The organism is Bacillus sp. AG4(2022) (assembly GCF_031844465.1).
Taxonomy (GTDB): Bacteria; Bacillota; Bacilli; order Bacillales; family Cytobacillaceae; genus Bacillus_AB; species Bacillus_AB infantis.
The window spans coordinates 26,950-49,425 of record NZ_JAUZVH010000015.1 but is presented as its reverse complement, the minus strand read 5'-3'; the positions used below and the strand labels follow the sequence as shown (position 1 = coordinate 49,425).

Here is a 22,476-nt window from a genome sequence, read left to right as displayed (position 1 = left end):
GAAGCAACTATATTAGAATAACATTTTCTCGCAACGTTTGTCAACAGCTTTTTTCAAGATTCAAGTTGAAAGCTTTTGCCGAAAAAGACTGCTCACCCATATTAACATCGTTCCTCTATACACGTCAACACCAGAATAAATATTTTTATACATGAAATATATCCCATTTATAAAAGCCGGCTGCTATCCGCAGCCGGCTTTACATTTACTTCTATATTATATAGGAGCTTATTTCTTAATCGTAATAATATCTTCTTCTTTCAGATCGACGCTGCCAGTTTTGTTAATAACAACTGCCTCGCCTTCAGCCAAATTAGTAAATACAATCGGCGTCATAATGGATGGTGCATTTTCTTTTACAAAGTCCAGGTCGACCTTCAAGAGAGGCTGTCCTTTTTCCACTCTGTCATTTTCTTTAACGAGTGTTTCAAAGCCCTGACCTTTCAGGTTGACTGTATCGATGCCGACATGAATCAGAATTTCGCGGCCTGAATCTGAAAGAAGGCCAAGAGCATGCTTCGTTGGGAACAGATTGACGATCTTTCCGTCAACCGGAGAAACGATAGTACCCTCACTTGGAACGATCGCGAAGCCATCGCCCATCATTTTGCCGGAGAATACAGCATCAGGTACATCTGTAATCGGCTTGATTTCTCCTTTAATAGGAGAAACGAAAACATCTTCACCCTTATGCTCTGTCTGAAGCGCTTCTGGGTTTACTTCCTCAATTTGCTGCTCAACACCCTTTTCAGGAGCCTTTTCTGCCGGACGAGGTTTTTTGCCGGTCATGATATCTTTCATTTGGCCTTTAATCGTTTCAGATCTAGGACCGAAGATTGCTTGGATATTGTTCCCCACTTCAAGGACACCGGATGCCCCCAGTTTCTTCAAGCGGTTTTTATCTACATCTTTAATATCATTTACAGAAACACGCAGGCGCGTGATACAAGCATCAAGATGAGAGATGTTTTCCTGTCCGCCCATTGCTTCAAGGATCTGGTACGGCAGATCTCCACCTTTATTCTCACCTTCAGCAACATCTTCCTCTTCTACATCTTCGCGTCCAGGTGTCTTAAGGTTGAACTTGCGGATCGCAAAACGGAAGCCGAAGTAGTAAATAACTGCAAAAACAATACCTACCGGGATGACAATCCATGCGTTTGTCTGAGGGTTGATCAGACCGAACAGGATATAATCAATCAATCCTCCGGAGAAGGTCATGCCAATTTTTACGTCTAATAGGTGCATTGTCATAAAGGACAATCCGGCGAAAATTGCATGGATACCGAAAAGTACAGGAGCAACGAATAGGAATGAGAATTCCAGCGGCTCAGTAATACCAGTCAGGAATGAAGTCAAAGCAGCTGAAGCCATCAGGCCTCCGACAATCGCTTTTCTTTCCGGACGGGCTTCATGGTAGATCGCCAAAGCAGCTGCCGGAAGACCGAACATCATGAACGGGAATTTACCAGTCATGAAAGTACCTGCCGATAGATCTTGGACACGGTCCTTAATTTCAGCCATGAAGATCCTTTGGTCGCCACGCACCAATTCACCTGCATTTGTTGTATATTGCCCGAACTCATACCAGAATGGTGAATAGAAAATATGGTGCAGTCCAAAAGGAATAAGAGAGCGTTCAATAACACCAAACACAAACGCTGATAATGTAAGGTTCGCGTGAACCATGTTTTGAGAAAAAGCATTAAGTGCAGATTGGATCGGAGGCCAGATGATAATCATCAAGAGCCCAAGGACTACTGCACTTGCAGCTGTCGCAATAGGTACAAAGCGCTTTCCTGCAAAGAATCCTAAGTAAGACGGAAGCTCAATTTCAAAGAACTTATTATACATGGATGCTGCGAGAATACCTACAATAATACCGCCGAACACACCCGTCTGGAGGGTTGGTATTCCCAGTACATTGGCATATTCCATACTTCCTTCAAGGTCTTTTGCTTCAATGCCCAATACAGTACCCATCGTTACATTCATAATGAGGTAACCGATGATGGCAGCCAGGGCAGCTACACCTTCCCCGCCTGCAAGGCCGACCGCAACGCCGACCGCAAATAAGAGGGCAAGGTTACTGAAGACTATATTACCGGCGTTTTCCATGACGGAAGCGACCATTTCCACTCCGCCATTTTCCAGGAATGGCGCTAAATCAAGCAGCGCAGGGTTTTGCAGAGCATTACCAAAGGCTAGCAGGATACCTGCAGCCGGAAGGAGCGCTACCGGGAGCATTAATGCCTTGCCGACTTTTTGCAAGACACCAAAAGCTTTTTTAAACATGTGAATTCCTCCTTTTTTTATAAGCTCATAAAGCGTTTCCAATACTGAGCACAATTAAGCAGAAAGCAAAAAAGGCATGAGGAAAAAATAACCGAAAAAAGCTGTACAGGTGTATATTACCCATAAAACTTGTTTTCAATTATCTAATCACTCATGCCTGATCGTATCAGTAACACGTAATTATGATATCTATTTGATTTTCTTTTGAAGCCTCTGCAAGTGCATCGTCAAATACACCGCTTCTGCATCAAAAACCTTTTTTCGCAATGCTTGCTGCATCACTTTAATGAGCTTCCAGGAAAGATTGTAACACACAGGATACTCTGACTTCAAGAGGTCTGCAATTTTTTCTGGCTCTTCCACCTGCTCGCCGGTATGGACCCTCTCGATTGTAAACCTTAGATGCCGGACAAGCCTCATATAATCAATGCTTTCTTTATCGATTTTTATATCAAGCTGCTCTTCAATCATATTAACCAGATGGGTCACAAGCTGCGAGTGCTGGTTAACCTCGGAAAGATTCCGGTTCATGACGGCACTGTGGATATGGAGGGCGATGAATCCAACTTCCCCTTCAGGCAGGTGGACCCCCGCCCTTTCTCCAATCAGCTGGACAACATCTCTAGCGACATCATACTCGAAAGGATACAGCGCTTTCGTTTCAATCAGGAAGGGATTGCGCATTTCCATGCCAATGGACAGCCTGCTGACAGCGAACATCAGGTGGTCGGTCAGCGCCACATGGATATGCTCATTCAATTCAGAGTTAGTCCGCTGCTTAATCAGTTCAAGAGAGGAAATAATAACATCCAGCAGTTCATTGTCCACATGCGGGAGAAGCTTGATATAGTTTTCCTGCTCTTTTTCATTCTTCAGGATAAAAAGCTTTTCTACTGAAGCTTCATCAATGAAATCACCTTTCTTATGGCTGAAGCCAATCCCCTTCCCTATGAGGACAACCTCGCCATGCTCCTGGTGATGGCCGATCAATACATTATTGTTTAGTGCCTTTTTCACTTCAAGCGTTTTCATATCCTCTTCCTCTTTTCAGTCTCCATCAAGTAGTTTCATGTTATAAAAGACAAAATCGGAAGTCAATAAAAAGAAAAGCGGAGGCGGCTGTTCACTAAGGAACGCAGGCTAAGTACGCCACGTCCTGTGGCAACGCCTGCATGACCCACTTCCTGTGGGCCTCAAGCATAAGACAAGCAGGACGGAAGGTTGTTCTTTAGCCTTCTGGCCTGATGGCTTATGACTCGAGCACCTAGGAGCCGGAGCTGGACAAACAGAAAAGCGGAGGGCGCTTGCTCAGCCCCGACAAGCTTAAGACGAACAGAGCGAAAGGTTTTCTTTAACCTTTTGATCTGTTTGGCTTAAGACCTCGAGGGGCTAGCGTCCGGAGCTGGACAATAAGAAAAGCGGAGGGCGCTTGCTCAGCCCCGACAAGCTTAAGACAAACAGAGCGAAAGGTTTGCTCTTTAACCTTTTGATCTGTTTGGCTTAAGACCTCGAGGGGCTAGCGTCCGGAGCTGGACAAACAGAAAAGCGGAGGGCGCTTGCTCAGCCCCGACAAGCTTAAGACGAACAGAGCGAAAGGTTTGCTCTTTAACCTTTTGATCTGTTTGGCTTAAGACCTCGAGGGGCTAGCGTCCGGAGCTGGACAATAAGAAAAGCGGAGGCGGCTGTTCACTAAGGAACGCAGGCTAAGTACGCCACGTCCTGTGGCAGCGCCTGCATGGCCCACTTCCTGTGGGCCTCAAGGATAAGACAATCCTATACACAAAAACAAAAAGAGCCCCCAGTATAAGGAGGCTCCCCAAATAATTATTTCAAGAAAATAAAGTATAGGACAAACACTGCAAACAGGAAGTACATGATCGGGTGGATCTCTTTAGCTTTGCCTTTTACGATCATGGTGATTGGGTAGAAGATAAAGCCGATTGCGATTCCGGTTGCAATGCTGTATGTGAGCGGCATGGCTATGATCGTCAGGAAGGCTGGAACAGCAATTTCGAATCTCTTCCAGTCAATCTGCCCAAGCGACGAGACCATCAGGACACCTACAATGATCAGAGCCGGAGCTGTAACTGGCGCTGTTATTACATCGAGCAGCGGGAAGAAGAACAGTGAAAGCAAGAAGAACGCAGCCGTCACAATTGCAGCGAATCCTGTCCTTGCTCCGGCAGCCACGCCAGCAGATGATTCAATATAAGATGTTGTTGTTGAAGTTCCTAGTATAGCTCCCGCTACAGTGGCACAAGAGTCAGCCAGCAGTCCTTTGCCTGCGCGCGGAAGGATATTCCCCTTCATGAGACCCGCCTGGTTAGCGACCGCGACGAGTGTTCCTGCTGTATCAAAGAAGTCAACGAACAGGAACGTCAGAATAACCACAAGCATTTCTGTCGAAAAGAATGAACTATCGCCAAATGCTGTAAAAGCAGCTCCGAATGTAGGCTCAAGGCTTGGTACAGCCCCTACAATACTTTCAGGAGCATTGATCAGTCCGAAAATCATACCGGCTATAGCAGTCACTGCCATCCCGATGAAGATACCGCCCTTGACGTTTTTTGTCATTAAGATGACCGTAATAATAATACCGAAGATGGCCAAAAGGACATTTCCGTCTGAAAGATCTCCAAGCCCGAGCAGGACAGCATCATCATTGACAATGATTCCGGCGTTCTGGAACCCGATAAAGGCGATGAACAGCCCGATTCCCGCTCCTACTGCAAACTTCAGTTCAGCAGGAATGGCATTGATTATTTTTTCCCTGATGCCTGAAAGCGTGAGAAGTATGAAAATCAGACCGGAAATGAGCACTCCGCCGAGTGCATGCTGCCAGGAGATTCCCATCGTCAATATGACTGTATAGGCGAAAAACGCATTTAAGCCCATCCCCGGCGCAAGTCCGATCGGATATTTAGCAATCAGGCCCATCAAGATCGACCCGATGGCAGCAGCAAGGGCTGTCGCCACGAAGACTGCACCCTGATCCATCCTCATGCTGTCAGGAAGATCAGGAACCGACTGCAATGACAATGTGAGCGGGTTGACGGCCAGGATATAGGCCATTGATAAAAAGGTAGTTAATCCGCCAATGATTTCGCGGCGGTAATTCGTGCCAAGCTCTTCAAACTGGAAATACTTTTTCATTCTTTTCCCCCCTAGTGTAAAAACCAAATAAAAAACGCCCGCCGGTTTCCGGGAGCGTGACAACAGGTTCCTGCCTATAGGGGGAATTTATAATAAGTTCAGTAAAATGATCCCTATAAACATTTACCTCGTAGTCAAGCTATTTACGGCAGCTCGGTAGAAACTTTCAGGCCATATCCCTGATATTATACGACGTAATACGACATATTCAGTTCTTCTTCATTTTAGCAGGAGCGCTATTTTCAGTCAATAAAAAAAGCGAACATTTTTCATGTTCGCCTTTTTATTGTTCGTATTTTTATTCCCATTCAATTGTTGCAGGCGGCTTGCTTGTAATATCATATACAACACGGTTGATATGATCCACTTCATTGACGATTCGGGTGGATATGATCTCCAGCACATCCCATGGCACCCTTGCCCAGTCTGAAGTCATTCCATCAATAGAGGTTACGGCACGGATCCCGATTGTATAATCATAGGTACGGGCATCACCCATCACACCTACGCTGCGGATATCAGGAAGAACGGTAAAGTACTGCCAGATATCGCGGTCAAGACCTGCCTTCTTGATTTCGTCCCGTAAAATCGCGTCTGATTCACGAACAATTTCGAGCTTTTCATCTGAAATTTCTCCGAGTACACGGATTCCGAGACCTGGTCCAGGGAATGGCTGCCTCCATACCACTTCATCAGCGATACCAAGCTCAGTCCCCAATGCCCTGACTTCATCCTTGAATAAAGTATTTAAAGGCTCAATCAGCTTAAACTGCATATCCTCCGGCAATCCCCCGACATTATGATGGGACTTGATTGTCTGGGCAGTTGCCGTGCCGCTTTCAATAATATCGGTATACAAAGTTCCCTGTGCAAGGAACTCAATTCCTTCCAGCTTGGCCGCTTCATCATCAAACACATATATGAATTCGTTCCCGATGATTTTCCGTTTTTGTTCCGGATCGCTGACACCTTTCAGCTTGTTAAGGAAGCGGTCTTTTGCATCAACTTTAATAACGTTCATGTTGAAGCCCTCAGAGAAGGTCTTCATGACACTTTCGGCTTCTCCTTTCCGGAGCAGGCCATGGTCTACGAAAATACATGTCAGCTGATCACCGATCGCTTTATGGATAAGGACAGCGACAACAGAAGAATCCACCCCGCCGCTCAGTGCGCATAAAACCTTCTTATCGCCTACAGCCTGGCGGATTTTCTCTGTCTCGATTTCTATGAAGTTCTCCATTGACCATTCGCCTTTGCAGCCGCAGACGCCAAAGACAAAGTTCTTCAGTATATCGTTTCCGTATACAGAATGGCGGACTTCCGGGTGGAATTGAACCGCATAAAGCCCGCGCTCTTCATTGCTCATCGCAGCGATTGGGCAGGAAGGATTGATTCCATCAACAGAAAAACCTTCAGGTGCTTCTGTAACAAGGTCACCGTGGCTCATCCAGACTGTCTGCTCATTCGGAAGTCCGGCAAAAAGCTTGGACTCATGTTCGAGTGTCAGGACAGCCTTGCCATACTCTCTGTGCTTCGCGCGCTCAACTTTGCCTCCGAAATGCATAGTCATCAGCTGCATGCCGTAGCAGATGCCGAAAATAGGCAAGCCCAGCTCAAAAATTCTTTCATCGCAGCCGAAGGCATTTTCGCCGTATACACTGTTCGGGCCGCCGGAGAAAATGATGCCGCTAGGATTCATTTCCTTGATTTCTTCTGCTGTAATTGTATGGGGGTGAAGCTCACTGTATACCCCAAACTCGCGGATCCTTCTAGTTATCAGCTGATTGTACTGACTGCCAAAGTCTAGCACGACAATCATTTCCTGGTTTTGCAGTTCTGTTTTCCCCGTCAAATCTGTCCACCTCGGTTATGTTATTTTTTCTTATCCTGCTCTCCCGGCCCTTACTTTAACCGCAGTCCGAAACAGCAACTCTTATCTCATGCTCCATATATCCGGTTAATTTTGGCCGGCTCTTGCCGCATGCCTGTCCAGCACCAGCCAAATCAAACAAAAAAAACCGGAACTCTCCTCCGCAAATACGCTGAAGGCAGAATTCCGGTTTTTAAGCATAAATGCCATAAAACGCTATATAGAATGACCTGCCTTCATAGTCAAGTCATTTAAGGTGACCTGGTAGAGACTTTCGAACCGTATTATCGAGGATATATGAAGGTGCATATTAAATTATGATTCTCGTGAACATTGTATCAACAGGTCATTTTTTTGGTCAAGCTATTGTCTTTTTAATTAAATTTTCCCACAATTCCCTGATTTCTTCCCAGCGTCCTTCTTCTTGGCTGCCTCTGTACAGAACCCGCTCATACTGGGCAGTAATCCTGCTCATTTCCTGTGTAGAGAAGAAATGATCGATATATGCAGCATATTCCCTCAGCGTCTGGTCCTGTTTCCTTTTCAGGCCATAGCCTTCAAGCTGTTTGAGCAGAGTCAGATACGCTGAAACAAAGCGGCCGTCCTTATTTTTCATCCGCCTGAACTTCCAGATGAAATAGACTGGAAGCCATTTGGACCTTTTCAGGTAAGCAGCCGCAGCCGCAGCGGCAAGAAGCAGTAAGATCAGAGACATCGCCTTCCAGGAGCCAGTCAAGAATTCCTTTGCCTTTACACCCAGGTCAGCCAGCGTAAAGGATGATGCCTTATCACTGTTTTCTTCCGGGGAATCTGGCGCAGCCGGCTCTTCTTCCGGCTGGGCCGCAGTTTCTGCCGTATCCGTTTCAGCAGTGTCTGGCGATTGAGTGTCATAGGAATACTGGATATTATTTGAAAAGCCCTGTGTCGGCTCAAAAGGAACCCAGCCAATTTCAGGGAAGTAAACCTCCACCCATGAATGAGCATTGTTATTCGTGACTTCAAAGGTCCTGCTTGTTTCACTTTCCCTTGCCTGATATTCTCCTTCTGTATAGCCTTTCACCCATCTGGCAGGGATACCGAGGCTTCGTACAAGAACAGCCATCGAGGAAGAGAAGTTATCGCAATAGCCCCTTTTTGTATCAAACAAGAATTGATCTACATAATCATCGCGGGCACCGGGAACGGCCACATCTGTCTGGTCATAAGCAAAGCCGGACATCCGGAAATAGCGTTCTATCTCCCTAGCCTTATTAAACCAGCTTGTTTCATTGGCCGTAATCTCCTCTGCCAGCTCTTTCACCCTTGCCGGAAGATTATTAGGCAGCTGGGTATACCTCTCAAGGAAACTGCCGTCCAGACTTTGGCCATCTCCGGACTCCTGGAGTGCAGAAACACTATATTTCGGCACCTCATAGCTCACACTGTATTCCTTCAGGGGAATCGGCTGGACAGCATAAACTTTTTCAATCGCCGGATCCAGTTCAAAGCTCACATCCCCTTTTGGCTGTATGCTCTCAACACCAAGCGGGTATACAATATGCGGAGATGATTGATACAAATAGACTGAACTTGTTTCCGGATTGGTTGTCATCCCTTCTCCAGAAAAAGAGGAAATCGGCACTTCGTCTTCCTCAGTGAACGGAATGCGCTCTTCCCCTTCTTCAGAAGCAAGCCATCCTTTGCCTGTATACACATCCTTCGTCTCAACTTTCCAGTAATGGCGCGATTTCACTTCAGTACGGAAAACAACCTGGTTGTCTCCGATAAAGGGTCCGCCAAGCCTGGAATCATCGACTCCATAGCCTACCCTCGCAACAGAACCGCCTGGTCCGTCCCCGCTGTTCTGTCCATATGATTTTATATACGGGACTGGATCGGGCCAAATAGGCGCTGCCTTGGGAGCGGCAAGGCCGACCGCCACACTCAGGGCAATCATCACCGCAAGAGGGGCCATCCATTTTCTCGAGAAAGTCCTCTTTTTTAAGATTGTCTCCCGCTCCATAAGCCTGTGGAATGTCAGGATCCCCATCACACCGAAACCGGCGATTACAGTACGGACAATGGCGCCGTCTGCCTGGTATGGAGTAAAGGTATCAAGCACAGTAATATAGGTCAATGTCATAAAAAAGAAAATAAAAATCTGCCTTCTATTGATCAGCCAATATTGAAGCAAATAGGTCATCAGCCAAATCAGCACAAAGAACAAAAGGCTTCTGAACAAGTCTGTGAGCTCCGGCCATTCGGCTGCCGACACAAAGGCCAGATTTTCTTTGATCTCCATGAAAAACGGCAGCACCCATTCCGGTGAAAAAAAAGCTCCCTCATAATAAAGATAATGCAGGGAATACAGGATATACAGGCATTTAACAAAGCCGCTGACCACCATATTCACGTGAAAATAATACATCACAAGGCCAAGAACAATGAACAAAATAAACACAAGTATGTTAGACGTATCTGTCAGCTGTTCAAGCGGGCGCATCCACTCCCACAGAAGCAGGAATCCGAACATATATAAAATGACAGAAGTGATGGTGTGCCTGTTCTCATCTGCCCTCATCCTCTATTCACCTCCGAAAAAGCCTCCGAAAATTGGCCTTCATGGACAAGCACGACCCTGACCCCGCGCGCGTTGGCAGAAGCCCTCAGCGCAATTTCCTCCTTGGCTGCGGCCTCACGCTCGTTTTTCAGCAGAAAAATGGTGACGGCATTTTTATGGGAAGCATAGAAGCTGGCCTTTTCCACCAGCCGCTTCGTCAGCTGAGCCGTGATCAGCATAAGCGAGACATTTTGCTGGGCAAGGAAATTCTCTGTTTCCAGCACCCGGTCAAAGGAAACCGGGCAGTCATCCTTCACTTTTGCGAGGTGATAAAAGAGCTGCTGCTGCTGCCCTTCCCCGCCTCTGACAGGAAATGCCGCCCTTTCCGTTCCCATCGTGATCAGGCCGGTCTGGGCGCCCTTGCGGAGGATGCCTCTGATGACCGAGGCTGTAAATGATACAATTCCCTCAAACCTTTCGTCAGGGGCGCAATCCATCATAATATACACATCATGAGATTTCCGCTGCTCAAATTCCTTTGTCATGATGTCATTCCGCCTGGCGGTCGCTTTCCAGTTGATCCAGGAAAACCGGTCTCCGGGCTGATATTCCCGAATTCCGACTGCCATGGAAGTATCCCTCTGGACCCGTTCCTTCGATGCAGTCATTCCCTGGTCATAATGGTTGTCTGCCGGCTTATAGATAAGCTCTTCATAAGCGGGATAAACCATGATCCGGCCCTCCGCCTCCACAAGCTTTTCCTTTTCAATCAAGCCAATTGGATCACCCGTTTTCAGGCGGATAGCCTCAAAGATATGCTCGCCGCGGGGCAGTCCATCCACTTCATACTCAAAAGAAACCTCCCGCTTGAACCAGGGAAACACAAAGGATTTTGCTTTATTCGCTTTTGCGGAAAAAGACAGCGCCTCATTCAGGCAGTCCTCGGCAATGAGAAAAAACAGCGGGAAAGAGTTGTCCCGCTTCAATGTTACTTTTACCTTAAGCTTTTCACCGGCATTATAATCAGTCTTTATAAGATCCCTTTCAGCACGGAAGGTGCCGACCGAATAAAAGGACAAAGCAAGCCCGTACAGGGCAAAAGGAAGGAAACTGTAAAATAGGAACCAGCTCACAAATCCGCCCTGGAACATTGCATAAGAAAATGTGATCAGAATGAGGAGAAATAATACGATCAGCTTCCAGACATTTTTGCCCAGATGTATCAGCTGCTTCATATTACTTCACAGCCCTTTGGACAGGGACCGGCACTCTTGCAATCACGCGGTCCACAACTTCCTCGGCAGATATGCCTTCAAATTTGGCCTCGCTCTTCAGGATGATTCGGTGTGCCAGCACAGCGGGGGCCAGGTATTGGATATCATCCGGAAGGACATAATCCCTGCCATACATGAAAGCGAAAGCCTGGGCCGACTTCATTAGCGCAATCGATCCGCGCGGGCTCGCTCCAAGATATACACTGCTATGGGTCCTTGTCCTGTTGGAGATATCAACTATATATCTCTTGATGGTTTCATTCACATGCACTTCTTTGATCTGCTGCTGAAGCTCCCTCAATTCTTCAAGGTCAATGACTGGTTCCAGCTCATCGATCGGCGGCACCTTCTGCGCACGGTTCAGCACTTCCATTTCTTCGGCGACTTCCGGATAGCCCATTTTCATTTTCAGCAGGAAACGGTCCAGCTGAGCTTCCGGCAGAGGGTATGTCCCTTCATATTCAATCGGGTTCTGGGTTGCCATGACAAAGAACGGCTTCTCCAGCCTGTGTGTCACCCCGTCAATGGTCACACTGCTCTCTTCCATCCCCTCAAGCAGGGCAGACTGAGTCTTAGGTGAAGTCCGGTTGATTTCATCAGCAAGGATGATATGCCCCATGATCGGCCCCGGACGAAACTGAAATTCCATCTCTTTTGGATTATATATAGAAACGCCTGTCACATCTGATGGAAGCAGATCGGGAGTAAACTGGATCCGGCGGAAGTTGGCGCCCACCGATTTGGCCAGCGCTCTTACCATCATTGTTTTTCCAACACCAGGGACATCCTCAAGCAGAACGTGCCCGCCTGCCAGCAGTGCCACAAGGCTGAGCTCAGCGACATTGCGCTTTCCGATCATAACCTTCTCGATATTATGCAAAATCCTTTCAGCCGCGGGATTCATTTGATCGCGCATCTATATCCCTCCTGTATTATGACTATTAAGCAGGCCAAAAGGCGCGTACTTAACATGAATTTCTCTTGAATTATGATACTAATAACTTATATTCGACAGATTCTATTAAAAACCTGTAAAAAATACGGACCTGGGAAAATATTAACGAAAGGCCAGCATATCTATTGTAGGTAATTTTCAAAAATATGTAAAATGGAAAGATTTCCGGCAGTGCCGGAAACGTTTAGGATTAGTGAGGAATTAGAGAATTCTATTTTTCAATTTATCTTCCCGCCCAAGGTGATTACATGCTTAATATTGTGCAATATCAGAAACTAATGAAAGCATGCCCGCAATAGGCAGGGCATGCTTTCACGTACAATTAATCAAACGTTTGATTAACGATTTTCCCTTAGCTTTTCCATCCGCTCAGCCCAGTCATTGATCTTTTGGTCGATCCTTTCCACTTCATCATCAATTTCCTGATGCTTGCTATTGATAATTTCTTCCTGAAGCCCTTCCAATACCTTTTCATGCTCTTCTGTCTTTTTAAGCAGCTCCTCTTCCATGGCGGCATCGATCAGTTCATTTTCCTTCAGGTTCGCAATGGCGTCCCGGATGCGCCCGGCCTCATTCCTGATGGCATATCCAAGCCCCATGCCCATCTGATCAATGTCCATCTTCTGGAATGAGACAGCAAATGTATTTTTGGGAGTAGACCACTTAACGCCAATTATGTCTATCAGCCCAGGCACCCACTCATTGGAGATGCTGCTGTTCAGCTGATCGGCATTGTCGGCGCCGATATATTCGCCCTTGCCTGCCTCAGCCACCTTCTTGAGCTGATCCTCTGCTTCCTTATCCACATTAAAGCCGATGATGTTCACCTTCCGGCTTTCATTGGTTTCAGCAAACAGCCTGGCTTCCTCCACCGGATTTCCGTCACAGGTTTCCGCTCCATCGCTGACTATATAAAGGGTAATATCACCCTCATAGTCCATGCTCGCCTCCCTTGCAGCCTTTATGGCGCCGGCCAGCGGAGTCCAGCCTTTCGCCTCTACCCCTTCAACAGCCTTGAAGAAAGACTCTTCGTTATATGACTGAAGCGGATAAACCTCATCAATCGTCGTACATGAAATCTGCTTGTCCTTGTCCTCCTGTGTGCCTGCATGCCCATACACATAAAGGGAAACATCATTTTCTTCGCCAATGGTCTTGGCAAAGCTTCTGACTGCACTCTTGGCAATTTCCATTTTCTGCTTGCCGTCTACGTCAAGCAGCATGCTGGAGCTGGCATCAAGGAGAAGAAGAGCCTTTCCGTCTTCCTGTTCTTCACCGGTTTCAGACTGTGCTGCCTGCTCCGGCTCAGGCAGGAGCGGTTCATCAAATTGCGGCTCATAGTCCATGATTCTGCCGATGGACTGCTGATAGGCACTGTTGCCAAGATAATAAAGCAGTGCCTTGAACATCATATCCGGATCATTCGTTTCCTTTGTGACCTTTTGCATGTGACCCTCAAAGTCCTCCCTGATCCCTGAAAGCGTATTGAAATCAGGCCAAAGCGCGGTTTCCTTTTCATAGCTGAAGTCCTTTGTTAAAAGGCCCGGCTCTGCATTCCGGAACTCTTCCACCGTAGAAGGAATCACAACCGTGCTGATTTCATCTGTGACTTCACTGCCTTCTTCTTCATTGTCCTTCCCGGCCTCTTTTTGATCAGCCGAACCGGCATCGGACCGGGCTGGTTCCGCCTTGTCCACTTTCTTTTCCCCAGAGCAGCCGGCCAGTACAAACAAGACGGCCAGCATCAGCAGCATGTATTTTTTCAGCATTCTTTACCCTCCCTGATCAAATTTCTTTTTCAAGTGTTATAGAATGTTCCTGCCTTTCCTGCGGAACCCTGAAGCCTAAGGCACCCGAGATGATATATAAAACACTTGGCACGAACATCAGAAAAATTGAAATCGGAAAGCTCAATACGCCAAATGCGATCATCAGCCCCCCAAATAGCTTGTGATTCATCCTGTTTACCAGACAGCCGACAATCAATGCCCCTGCCTGGATCATGAAAAATAAGAGCGTGACAATAAAGATAATGCCTGCCGCCTGCTGATCATCTGAGGCTGCTGCCACAAAAGCAATAACAAACCCTATAAACGATAACAAAATGCCGATGATGCCGCCCACCAGCCCTAACACAAACTCCGCTGTCCTTTTCACTCTCAATCCAACTCCTATGTTGATGCGATTAATAATGGTATATGATCATTGCCTTCCATAATTTTACGTTTACCACTCTGTTTCGTTCCTGGGTTTTTGGTCCTGTTTTTTGAATTTCTATTGGTGATTTAGGCCTATCAAGACACGATATGCGCTGTATTATTTCTTGCCTTAAGCCAGGTCCCCCCCAGGAATGCTATTTCATCCTAAAGCATTCTCAATATCACCCCGGCTGCCATTAGCAGCATAAACACCGCCACGATTCTGATCCCTGCCAAAACCGCTTTTCCGCTTACCCTTTCCCCCTCATACCTCCCAGCTGTCCCATCAATTACAGCAACACCAAGGCAGCAGAGGAAAAGCAAGCAAAAAAACAGCAGATTATATTTTTGCTCCTGAAAATCAATCAGCCAGTTTTCAGATACTGTATAGGCATATATGCCAAAAGAAAGGCTAACGGCGAGAAAGAAGAAAAGATTGAATTTGGCAAGGGTTTTTTTTCTTGATAATATCAGCTTCCTTATGATTTATTGTTTCTTTTGGATAATTTTTCTATTTTTTTAAAATCAAACTTATATTCCCTCTTACCTGCCGATTAAACATAAAAAAAGAGTTCTCCACGGGAAAACTCTCTTACTTTACCTTATTCAGCTTATAGCAGCCCCATTGAAAGCCGCCACAAAAGAAAGAAAACTGCAATTGAAATGCCGCCATATACTGCTTTTTTACTTACCCTTTCCCCCTCATCCTTGAGAGAGGCCCCGCTTATGCCAGCAAGAATAAGTCCGATTGAAGCTAACACAACAAATGTGACAATCTGGTTGAAGTACTTTTGGGTATCAATCATCCCGTTTTCCTGGATTGTGCAGGCATAGATGATGAAGCCTCCGAGTACCACTACCGTGTAAATCGTTACAATACGGGAAAGTGTTTTTTTGTTCATTGAATTCCCCCCTAAAAGCTCATACTATGCGCCAAAGGAGAAAGAGTACCGCGATGACCGCCCCAGTGCAGAGTGCTTTATTATTCAGCTTCCTGCCTTTCTCCCGTAAAGAAGCTATATCAATGGCTGCCAATATCGCTCCTATCAAGAAAAGAAAGCCAAACAGCAGCAGGTCTGCTCAAAGACCTTGCATTCTATTACTTTTCCAAGTATTTAGCACACCCATGGCAAATAACATTATTAGTTCACGCACTCCCTGCTTTAAATATACCAAATATAGTAAATCCCGACCAGGTTCAGAAGCTGCAACTGTAAGAACTTTAAGTACAGTACATTCGGGTTCAATAAATGCAGATCATTAATAATATCTCTTATTTGCCACGGCCAGACTATACTTAAGGAAGGGGAATTTCTTCAACTTTCTATTTTGGGTTTCAAACACAGATTATCTCACATTTGTGACTCCCTGCTTTGATAATTCCCCTCATAACCAGTAGAATAGAGTCATCTATGGGGTAAGCGAGAAAGGCAATGGAGGCTTTGCGATGAGAGCACGCTATGAATTGAATGATATGAACCTGACATTGAGCAATGTCACGCTGAGGGACTCAGCTGAGAGCTATGTCCTGCTGAAGGCTGCCGATGAATCCGGCAATGAAGTGACCATCAAGATTTCTCACGATCAGGCAGAGTATCTGGAAATGGAGTTCAAGGATCTTAACAGGCGCCGGCATGGGCACAGGCCAGCCGAGGCCCGCAGGCAGGATCCTGTTGAAGAACCAAAAGAAGACCCAGCGGAAGAAGAATACAATTTATTCAATATGGATCTGTTTCCGGACGAATAAGCAAAGAAACCCTCACAAAAGCCTTAATGGAGCAAGGTTTTTGTGAGGGTTTCTTATTATTGTCAGGCATTCTCTATCTACGGACCGTGCCTGACACCGCAAAAAGACATTTATTGCATATTGTCCATCTGCGGTGCCTGACACTCCTACTGCAGCCCCTCTATCTCCATCCCCCTTACCGGCAGAGAGCTTTCTCCTGTGTCGAGGTAGATGACGTTTACTTTGTCGTTTTCCTCTAGATAGATGCTCATCGGGCTGTTTTCTGATGAGACGATATAGCTTTTTCCACTTTCGAGCAGGAAGTAGACGGTTGTGTAGTCGCCGGTTTTTTCTTTATAGACGCGTACGACTGTTCCGCTGATCTGTTTTTCTTCGGCCTTGGAGCTGCCGTTGACGCTTCCGCCGCCGCGCTGCAGGGCTGTTTTATAAAGCTTAAGCGCCTGATTTGGCGTATTGGCATAGGCGGAGATTTCCGGATTTGCCGCTGACACGATAAAGTAATTCTGCAGGAATCCGTTCGCATCCAGCACCGGCGTCAGCCAGCTGGCTTCTCCGTAGAAGTTATACAGAATCGGCATTTCGCCGCTCCATTTTTTCTCAATAAATTTCTTATCGATGATCTGCAGGTTCCCCTGCGAATCCATATAGGACTCTTCCAGATTCCCTGTGTAGAAGGTCGCTTCGCCCGTCCTTGAATTTGTCAAAGAGTAGCCAAGCATGCTGTCTACCCCTTCTTTTGGCGAGGTGAAATCTGTGAAGTAATACATATCTCCATTTTCATCGAAAATCGGGCTTACATTTGCCTCTGTCCCTTCATCAGAAGGCAGCTTCACTTCGGATTTTCCGAAGACACTGTTCCAGAAGCCCTGGACATAGTTTCCGTAATAGCTGTTCTGCAGGCTGACGGTTTCAGGCGATACCGCGCCATCGATGAAGTCAGGTGCATCTGCCAGCTTATACGACTTCATTTTACCGTTTTGCGGATCGACCACAACGATTCCCTCTGCATTAAAGCCATTCCTGGCAGAGATAAACTCTCCGTAGGTGCGGACATAATAAGGCTTTCCGTTATCATCCACTTCCAGCTGCACGTCACCGTTGAATATCCTCTTTGGATAGTTGTTCCGGATGTGCCGCTCTATGTTCTTGTTAAAATAAGACGAAGGCGTGTAGGTCATCTTTTCTTTCACAAACTTTGGATTGGCATTAGAATCCGTCGCACTGATGGTAAAATACCCCGGCGTTTCGTCACCCTTCATCCACTTGAAGAATCCGGAGAACTCCACTGGCGCAATATAGACATAATCGCCGTTCACCTTCTGGATCTGCAGGCTGCCAAGCTCATAATAGCTCGTATCCGGCACCTGGCCAAATGCCTTTTTCATCTTATTGCGGGCAAATTTCGGCGGCACGCTCGCCGGTGTCTTCTCTTCATCAAAAGCTTCGATTTCCGTCTTTACATCCATCTTCGCTGACTCATACTTTTCATCTGCGTTAAAAACGAACGCGGTCAAAAAGTAAATTCCGGCCAGCAGGGATACCAGAAACACAATGCTCTTAACAAGACGCTCCTTCCCTGCCGCCAAAAAGGCGCCGACACCTGAAGCCAGAATGAGAACCAGCCACACGGAAGAAAAATTCCGGTCCAGGTTGGTTAAATAATAAAAACCGAATGCGGCGATAATGGAAATGGCCGCCGCCACTGTCATGCCAACGGGGCTGAAGCGGCTCTTCTCTTTCTTATCCTTTTTCCCGCTCCTGCCGCCTTGAAGCGGCACAAGCAGAACTGCTATCACCAGACCGATTATAATCGAAAATATAAAAATGCTTCCCATATGCTTCCCCTTTCAGGAGTTATTATTTCTTGATGCATAGTATGTATACGGATGAGGGGCGAAGGGGTTTCGTTTTGTTGGGAAAAGGGTCAGCAGCTCACTTCACTTATTGAAATAATTCCTGATGATAGGCACAATTTTTTCCTTGAAGTCCTTCTTCCCCTGCACCTTCCTATTCAGCCTGAGTGATTCCTGGATATTTTCCTTATCAATCTCGAGTGGATTTCCATCAGGATCTCTTTCGAAGGTGGACATGGATTTTTCTAATTCTTTCTCATTGGTCTCCATTGCTGCTTGCAAGAGGCCTTTGAGCCTGGGAGCCTTAACTTTGCCTGAGGAGACCAACTCATAAATACGTTTATATGCCGGGGCCATTGTCCGCTCTCTCAGCCCGAAAGTGTACATAATAATACTGTACCTTTCAAACTCTTCCTCCATTTTCCGCAGAAAGGCCAGGTCAAAAAAGCCTCTTTCCCTCGTAATCTCCCTTTGATAGCCTCCTACTGTATACACAATGTCCCTGATTTGCGAAGACTCTTCTATAATCACCTTCGTTAATACAAGGATTTCCTCTATGGCAGCTTCCAACTCGGGGTCTTCCCGCACCAGCTCTCCTTTATGCTTGCCCAGCAACTTCACCATCTGCTGATAAGGCTCCATATTCATATGCATCCTTGGAACAATGCCTGCAATAGTGTTATGCACCATGGTATTGTAGGAAATTAAATAGTAAGCAGCTTCCTCAACCTTTTCAGCCTCTGGCTCCCGGCCTGATGCGTCCAAAAGCAAATATCCTGTGATTTTACCCAATAAAGTATTGTACACCGTCAAAAAGTAATACTCTTTCCCGTCAAAATAGGCAAAATCCCACATATCCCATTTTTCGAGGAACTTCTTGTGCTTCTTGATGGTTTGGATGTGCTGTTTTGTTGGTTTGACGTTGATCATTGGGGCACCTCCGGTTTGTGTATGATAAAAAGCCCTGATTGGCATGTTAGCCAATCAAGACTTTAGAGATTACAAGGTTATAGTTTAAAATAGTTTGTTAGTCCTTATCTCAACAAATGCTGTCACCAATACTATTGATCGCATTAACTAATTATTTTGGTTTTCATTGTACTTTTTTTCAATTTCCTGTTTAACACTTTCAAAATTTGAATCGGCTAGGCTTCGTAGTTCGAGCCTAATTTCGTCGTTTAGGTCCGATACAGAGCTAAATCGTTCATCAGCCAGATCTGACAGGAGGCTATGTGCTTCTCTAGTAATTTGTTCTTCATCTCTCAAGGCTGTAAGTGTTTTTAGGATATTGAGGTTTTCATAACGGTTTGCCTGATTCCATTCAATGCCGAAGGTTGGGATGTTTTTTAGTTTTAAATCGTATCTCTGGCTCGAAGCATCGTTTATAGCGTTATTTCTCCACTCATCCCACTTTTTCGCTATCTGTTTGGCTTTATCCAGTTCTTCCTTCAGCTCACTCTGATTGCGTGCATTGCTAAATAACCCTTTTGCGCTTTTGGCTACTTCCTTCAGCTGATTCTGCCCCTCTGCATCTAAGTCAAAACCAATCACATTGACAATCGGCTGAATATCAGAATCTCCAAGGCTCTTGGCCTGTTCCACAGGGTTGCCATCACAGGTTTCAACTCCATCGCTGACCAGATAGATAATGTTGGTATTCGTATCTCCTTTATAGGACAGCAAATCATTTTTTGCTTCCTCTATTGCAGCGGCAAGCGGGGTCCATCCAGCAGGCTTGACAGTCTGCAAAGTGCTATTGAGTTTTTCGCCGTTGTAGTCACCCATTTCATAGATGAGTTCATTGCTCTTACAGGAAAGCTCTTTGTCCTGGTCAGAACCTGTACCTTTATGTCCATAAACCCTTAAGGCAACATTTGCTCCTTCAGGGAGGTCTTCGGCAAACTCTCCAATAGACTCCTTAGCGATATCCATCATGGTTTTGCCATCGATTTGGTTTGCCATGCTTCCGCTGGCATCCAGGAGAATCTCTACATTCAGGTTTTCTTTAAACTGGTAGCGCTCGTCCTTAATATCCGGACTGCCAAACGATTCCATCTCCAGTTCATCCAATACTTCTGCCGGATTAGGATAGTCTTCGTGGAATAAGTTCAGCAACTTTCTCCAATACAATTCAATCTCTTCGCCGGTCGGTTCCTCACCAAGCTCAGGAAGCTCCTTTAATTGTTTTAACAGTCCTTTTTGCTGTTCAGGAGTTAGCTCATCATAATCCTGCCCGGAAAACATGCCTGCTTCTGCATTGGCTAGCTCAACAGTGGTTTTTGTTGGTTCTGGCAATGAAGCTAACATCTCTTCAATTGAGGTTTCATCTTTGCTGTCTGTACTGTCTTTGTTGTCTTCAGCCTCTTTCATGGCAGAGGTTTCTTTTTGATCATCTTGTTTTGTATCCGTCTGTTTATCGCTGCATGCTGTCAGCAAAGTGAGCATGACTATAGAAATAACAAAAATGTTCCGAAACTTTTTTCCCATAGTGGAAAAACACCCCTTAAAAATTAAAATTAACAAAATTGAACCATTCCTATTCTACTGAAATTTGGATAGTCTACAGTTCATACGGGAGTAATGATTGTATGCCTTTCTAGCTCATTGCGGGGAGTATCAGGCATTCCCCTGGCCATCTTCTCTGGTATAAGACCCTTGTAGCATGGGGATTACCTTTTCATGCAGTTTTCTGCTTGAGCTATCATCCAATTCTTTTGTTACATTTTTCACAGTTTATGAAGGTATTTATAGCCTAAGACTTATTTGTTCTTCCCTAGATTCTTTGGCTTTTCCTGGACCGCTGGATTATTGCTGCTGTATTTATTGATGAAATTGGGTCCTCTGGATAGGCATAAGTTTCTTCTAATGATATCGGTGCTTTTAACTTTCTAAACTAATTCATTCTAGAATCATAGATTTTCAGATTGTATATTCCTTCACTTTACAGCCCTACTCATTGTTGGCCTCTACCGCTTTTCTAGAGTTCTGACTTAATAACATCGGCTTCTTTTTAATTCTCTCAAGGTGCTCTCGGCTTTCTTTTTGCAGTCCTTCAGGCTTTTCTAACAGTAAAGTAAATAGAAGAAAAGCTTATGAGCTGCGGATATTGTGTACTGCTTAAAATCACAGGCACCCTATTAGAAGCCAATCATAACCGTAATATTGCAAGATTAATTGATGTTTTTGTCATACAGCTCATTGATCTTTTTTCATTGTCATCGTAGCCTTGTTCAATCATATCCATTAGAACAGTCTCAAGCTCGTCAAAAATTTCTTTCTGGCTGCTATAGTATGCATCCCTTATTTCCAATACCTTCAACCCTTGGTCACCAGTAATTTTACCTTCGTATTCCAAAGAAGATAAAGCTGAGATTATTCTATATTCTTCAAACGTTTGATTAAAAATCCAATCGTTTGATATAGAAAGAAGCTCATCTTTTTGCCGGATATTATTTTGAACATTTTTCCCTGTTTCATCTACATACCATTTAGTCCACTTTCCTGATTCCTCAATAGCCTTTTCCAGCTCATTATCCAGCTGTTCCTGGCTTTTGACATTTTGATATGTACCGCCAGCGGCCTGTGCGACTTCTTCCAGCTGCTGCTGGTCTTTACCGTTTACGTCGAATCCGATGATATTGACGACTGGTGCCACTCCTGAGTCTTTTAAACTTGCTGCCGCCTCGACCGGATTGCCATCGCAGGTTTCTATTCCATCGCTCACCACATAAACAATATTTTTGTTCTTTTCCCCTTTATAAGCTTCCAGGTCCTTCTGGGCTTCCATCAGTGATTGGGCCAGCGGAGTCCATCCTGCAGGCTTAAATTTATTTAAAGCTGTATTTAATTCCGCCTCAATATATGGCTGAGGGGCGTAAACAAGCTCATTGGATGCACAGGACATTTTTTTATCGGCATCCGAACCTGTTCCTTTATGGCCATACACCCTTAATCCGACATTTGCTTCTTCAGGCAGTGCGGATGCAAATTTTTTTATCGACGCTTTTGCCAGCTCCATACGTGTTTGAGATCCCATTTTATTTGCCATGCTCCCGCTGGAGTCCAATATGATTTCAACATTAAAGCTTCCCTTCTCTTCGGAACTTCCTTCTGATTCCGGCCCACTTACGGTTAAAGAAACAATAGCCTCTCTCGGATCACGGTACTCTTTTCTAAAAAGAGAATACAAGTAAGCAAACAGGTCATTTAACTCCTCTTCGGATGCCTCTTCCGGAAGCTCAGGGACCTTGCTCAAGGCTTGCTGTACCTCTGGGTCTTTAATCTGTGTGTCTTCAGCAGTAAATGGACCTTTTGGATAGCTGATGATTTCCTCCAGACTGGCTGGGATTTTTTTGTTTTCCGCTAGATTTATTTGTTCCTTAGCGTCTTCAGCGTCTTCAGCGTTTTCAGCGTTTTCAGTGTCTTCAGATTCGTCGACTTGCCCGATAGCCGCTGCATCATTGCCTTTTGACTGTTTTTGTTCAGTGTTATTCCCACTTTCTTTTGAACATGCTGTGATGATGAATATTGATAGGAATAGAATAGTGAGTTTTTTAATAAAATTGCTCATTTTAGACCTCCAGATCAGCCTT

15 protein-coding genes and 2 riboswitches are annotated in these 22,476 nt (G+C 45.5%); of the genes, 1 reads left to right on the top strand and 14 read right to left on the bottom strand.

Annotated elements, in window-relative coordinates; translation table 11 throughout:
- Positions 1-228: 228 nt before the first annotated feature.
- The 10 genes from ptsG to Q9R36_RS25230 all read right to left on the bottom strand — a co-directional run bounded on the left by ptsG (position 229) and on the right by Q9R36_RS25230 (position 15,186).
- Positions 229-2,295, bottom strand: a complete 2,067-nt coding sequence (ptsG, locus tag Q9R36_RS25275; protein ID WP_094769990.1) for a glucose-specific PTS transporter subunit IIBC — start codon at positions 2,293-2,295, stop codon at positions 229-231.
- A 189-nt stretch (positions 2,296-2,484) separates the two neighbouring features.
- Positions 2,485-3,327 carry a glucose PTS transporter transcription antiterminator GlcT gene (gene glcT / locus Q9R36_RS25270; protein WP_009791724.1) on the bottom strand — a complete coding sequence of 281 codons (843 nt, stop codon included), beginning with the start codon at positions 3,325-3,327 and terminating at the stop codon, positions 2,485-2,487.
- Positions 3,328-4,119: 792 nt separating this feature from the next.
- On the bottom strand, positions 4,120-5,448 hold the full coding sequence (locus tag Q9R36_RS25265; protein ID WP_094769991.1) for an NCS2 family permease: 1,329 nt from the start codon (positions 5,446-5,448) through the stop codon (positions 4,120-4,122).
- A gap of 111 nt (positions 5,449-5,559) precedes the next feature.
- Positions 5,560-5,661: riboswitch (purine riboswitch) on the bottom strand.
- An 85-nt stretch (positions 5,662-5,746) separates the two neighbouring features.
- Positions 5,747-7,267, bottom strand: coding sequence for a glutamine-hydrolyzing GMP synthase (gene guaA / locus Q9R36_RS25260; protein WP_170939627.1), 1,521 nt, complete (start codon positions 7,265-7,267; stop codon positions 5,747-5,749).
- Positions 7,268-7,537: 270 nt separating this feature from the next.
- A riboswitch (purine riboswitch) is annotated at positions 7,538-7,639 on the bottom strand.
- A gap of 37 nt (positions 7,640-7,676) precedes the next feature.
- Complete coding sequence (locus Q9R36_RS25255; protein ID WP_311226077.1) at positions 7,677-9,878, bottom strand: transglutaminase TgpA family protein; 2,202 nt, start codon at positions 9,876-9,878, stop codon at positions 7,677-7,679.
- A complete protein-coding gene (locus Q9R36_RS25250) occupies positions 9,875-11,092 on the bottom strand; it encodes a DUF58 domain-containing protein (protein ID WP_101552935.1) in 1,218 nt (405 codons plus the stop codon). Before Q9R36_RS25250 ends, Q9R36_RS25255 begins: the two co-directional genes overlap by 4 nt.
- 1 nt (position 11,093) lies before the next feature.
- Positions 11,094-12,047, bottom strand: coding sequence for an AAA family ATPase (locus tag Q9R36_RS25245; protein WP_035403445.1), 954 nt, complete (start codon positions 12,045-12,047; stop codon positions 11,094-11,096).
- Between the two features lie 377 nt (positions 12,048-12,424).
- Positions 12,425-13,855, bottom strand: a complete 1,431-nt coding sequence (locus Q9R36_RS25240; protein WP_311226076.1) for a vWA domain-containing protein — start codon at positions 13,853-13,855, stop codon at positions 12,425-12,427.
- A gap of 16 nt (positions 13,856-13,871) precedes the next feature.
- Complete coding sequence (locus Q9R36_RS25235; RefSeq protein WP_009795842.1) at positions 13,872-14,243, bottom strand: DUF4064 domain-containing protein; 372 nt, start codon at positions 14,241-14,243, stop codon at positions 13,872-13,874.
- A gap of 652 nt (positions 14,244-14,895) precedes the next feature.
- Positions 14,896-15,186, bottom strand: coding sequence for a hypothetical protein (locus Q9R36_RS25230; RefSeq protein ID WP_311226075.1), 291 nt, complete (start codon positions 15,184-15,186; stop codon positions 14,896-14,898).
- A gap of 545 nt (positions 15,187-15,731) precedes the next feature.
- Between Q9R36_RS25230 and Q9R36_RS25225 the strand changes: the two genes are divergently transcribed.
- Positions 15,732-16,031 (top strand): hypothetical protein, encoded by a 300-nt coding sequence (locus Q9R36_RS25225; protein WP_009795838.1) that lies wholly within the window; start codon positions 15,732-15,734, stop codon positions 16,029-16,031.
- A gap of 146 nt (positions 16,032-16,177) precedes the next feature.
- Here the strand turns inward: Q9R36_RS25225 and Q9R36_RS25220 are convergent, their stop codons facing one another.
- The 4 genes from Q9R36_RS25220 to Q9R36_RS25205 all read right to left on the bottom strand — a co-directional run bounded on the left by Q9R36_RS25220 (position 16,178) and on the right by Q9R36_RS25205 (position 22,454).
- The gene (locus tag Q9R36_RS25220) at positions 16,178-17,866 is read right to left on the bottom strand and encodes a hypothetical protein (RefSeq protein ID WP_311226074.1); all 1,689 of its coding nucleotides are present in this window, start codon (positions 17,864-17,866) and stop codon (positions 16,178-16,180) included.
- Positions 17,867-17,968: 102 nt separating this feature from the next.
- The gene (locus Q9R36_RS25215) at positions 17,969-18,814 is read right to left on the bottom strand and encodes a hypothetical protein (protein WP_311226073.1); all 846 of its coding nucleotides are present in this window, start codon (positions 18,812-18,814) and stop codon (positions 17,969-17,971) included.
- Between the two features lie 147 nt (positions 18,815-18,961).
- Positions 18,962-20,371, bottom strand: coding sequence for a VWA domain-containing protein (locus Q9R36_RS25210; RefSeq protein WP_311226072.1), 1,410 nt, complete (start codon positions 20,369-20,371; stop codon positions 18,962-18,964).
- A 661-nt stretch (positions 20,372-21,032) separates the two neighbouring features.
- Positions 21,033-22,454, bottom strand: coding sequence for a vWA domain-containing protein (locus Q9R36_RS25205; RefSeq protein ID WP_311226071.1), 1,422 nt, complete (start codon positions 22,452-22,454; stop codon positions 21,033-21,035).
- Between the last annotated feature and the right edge of the window lie 22 nt (positions 22,455-22,476).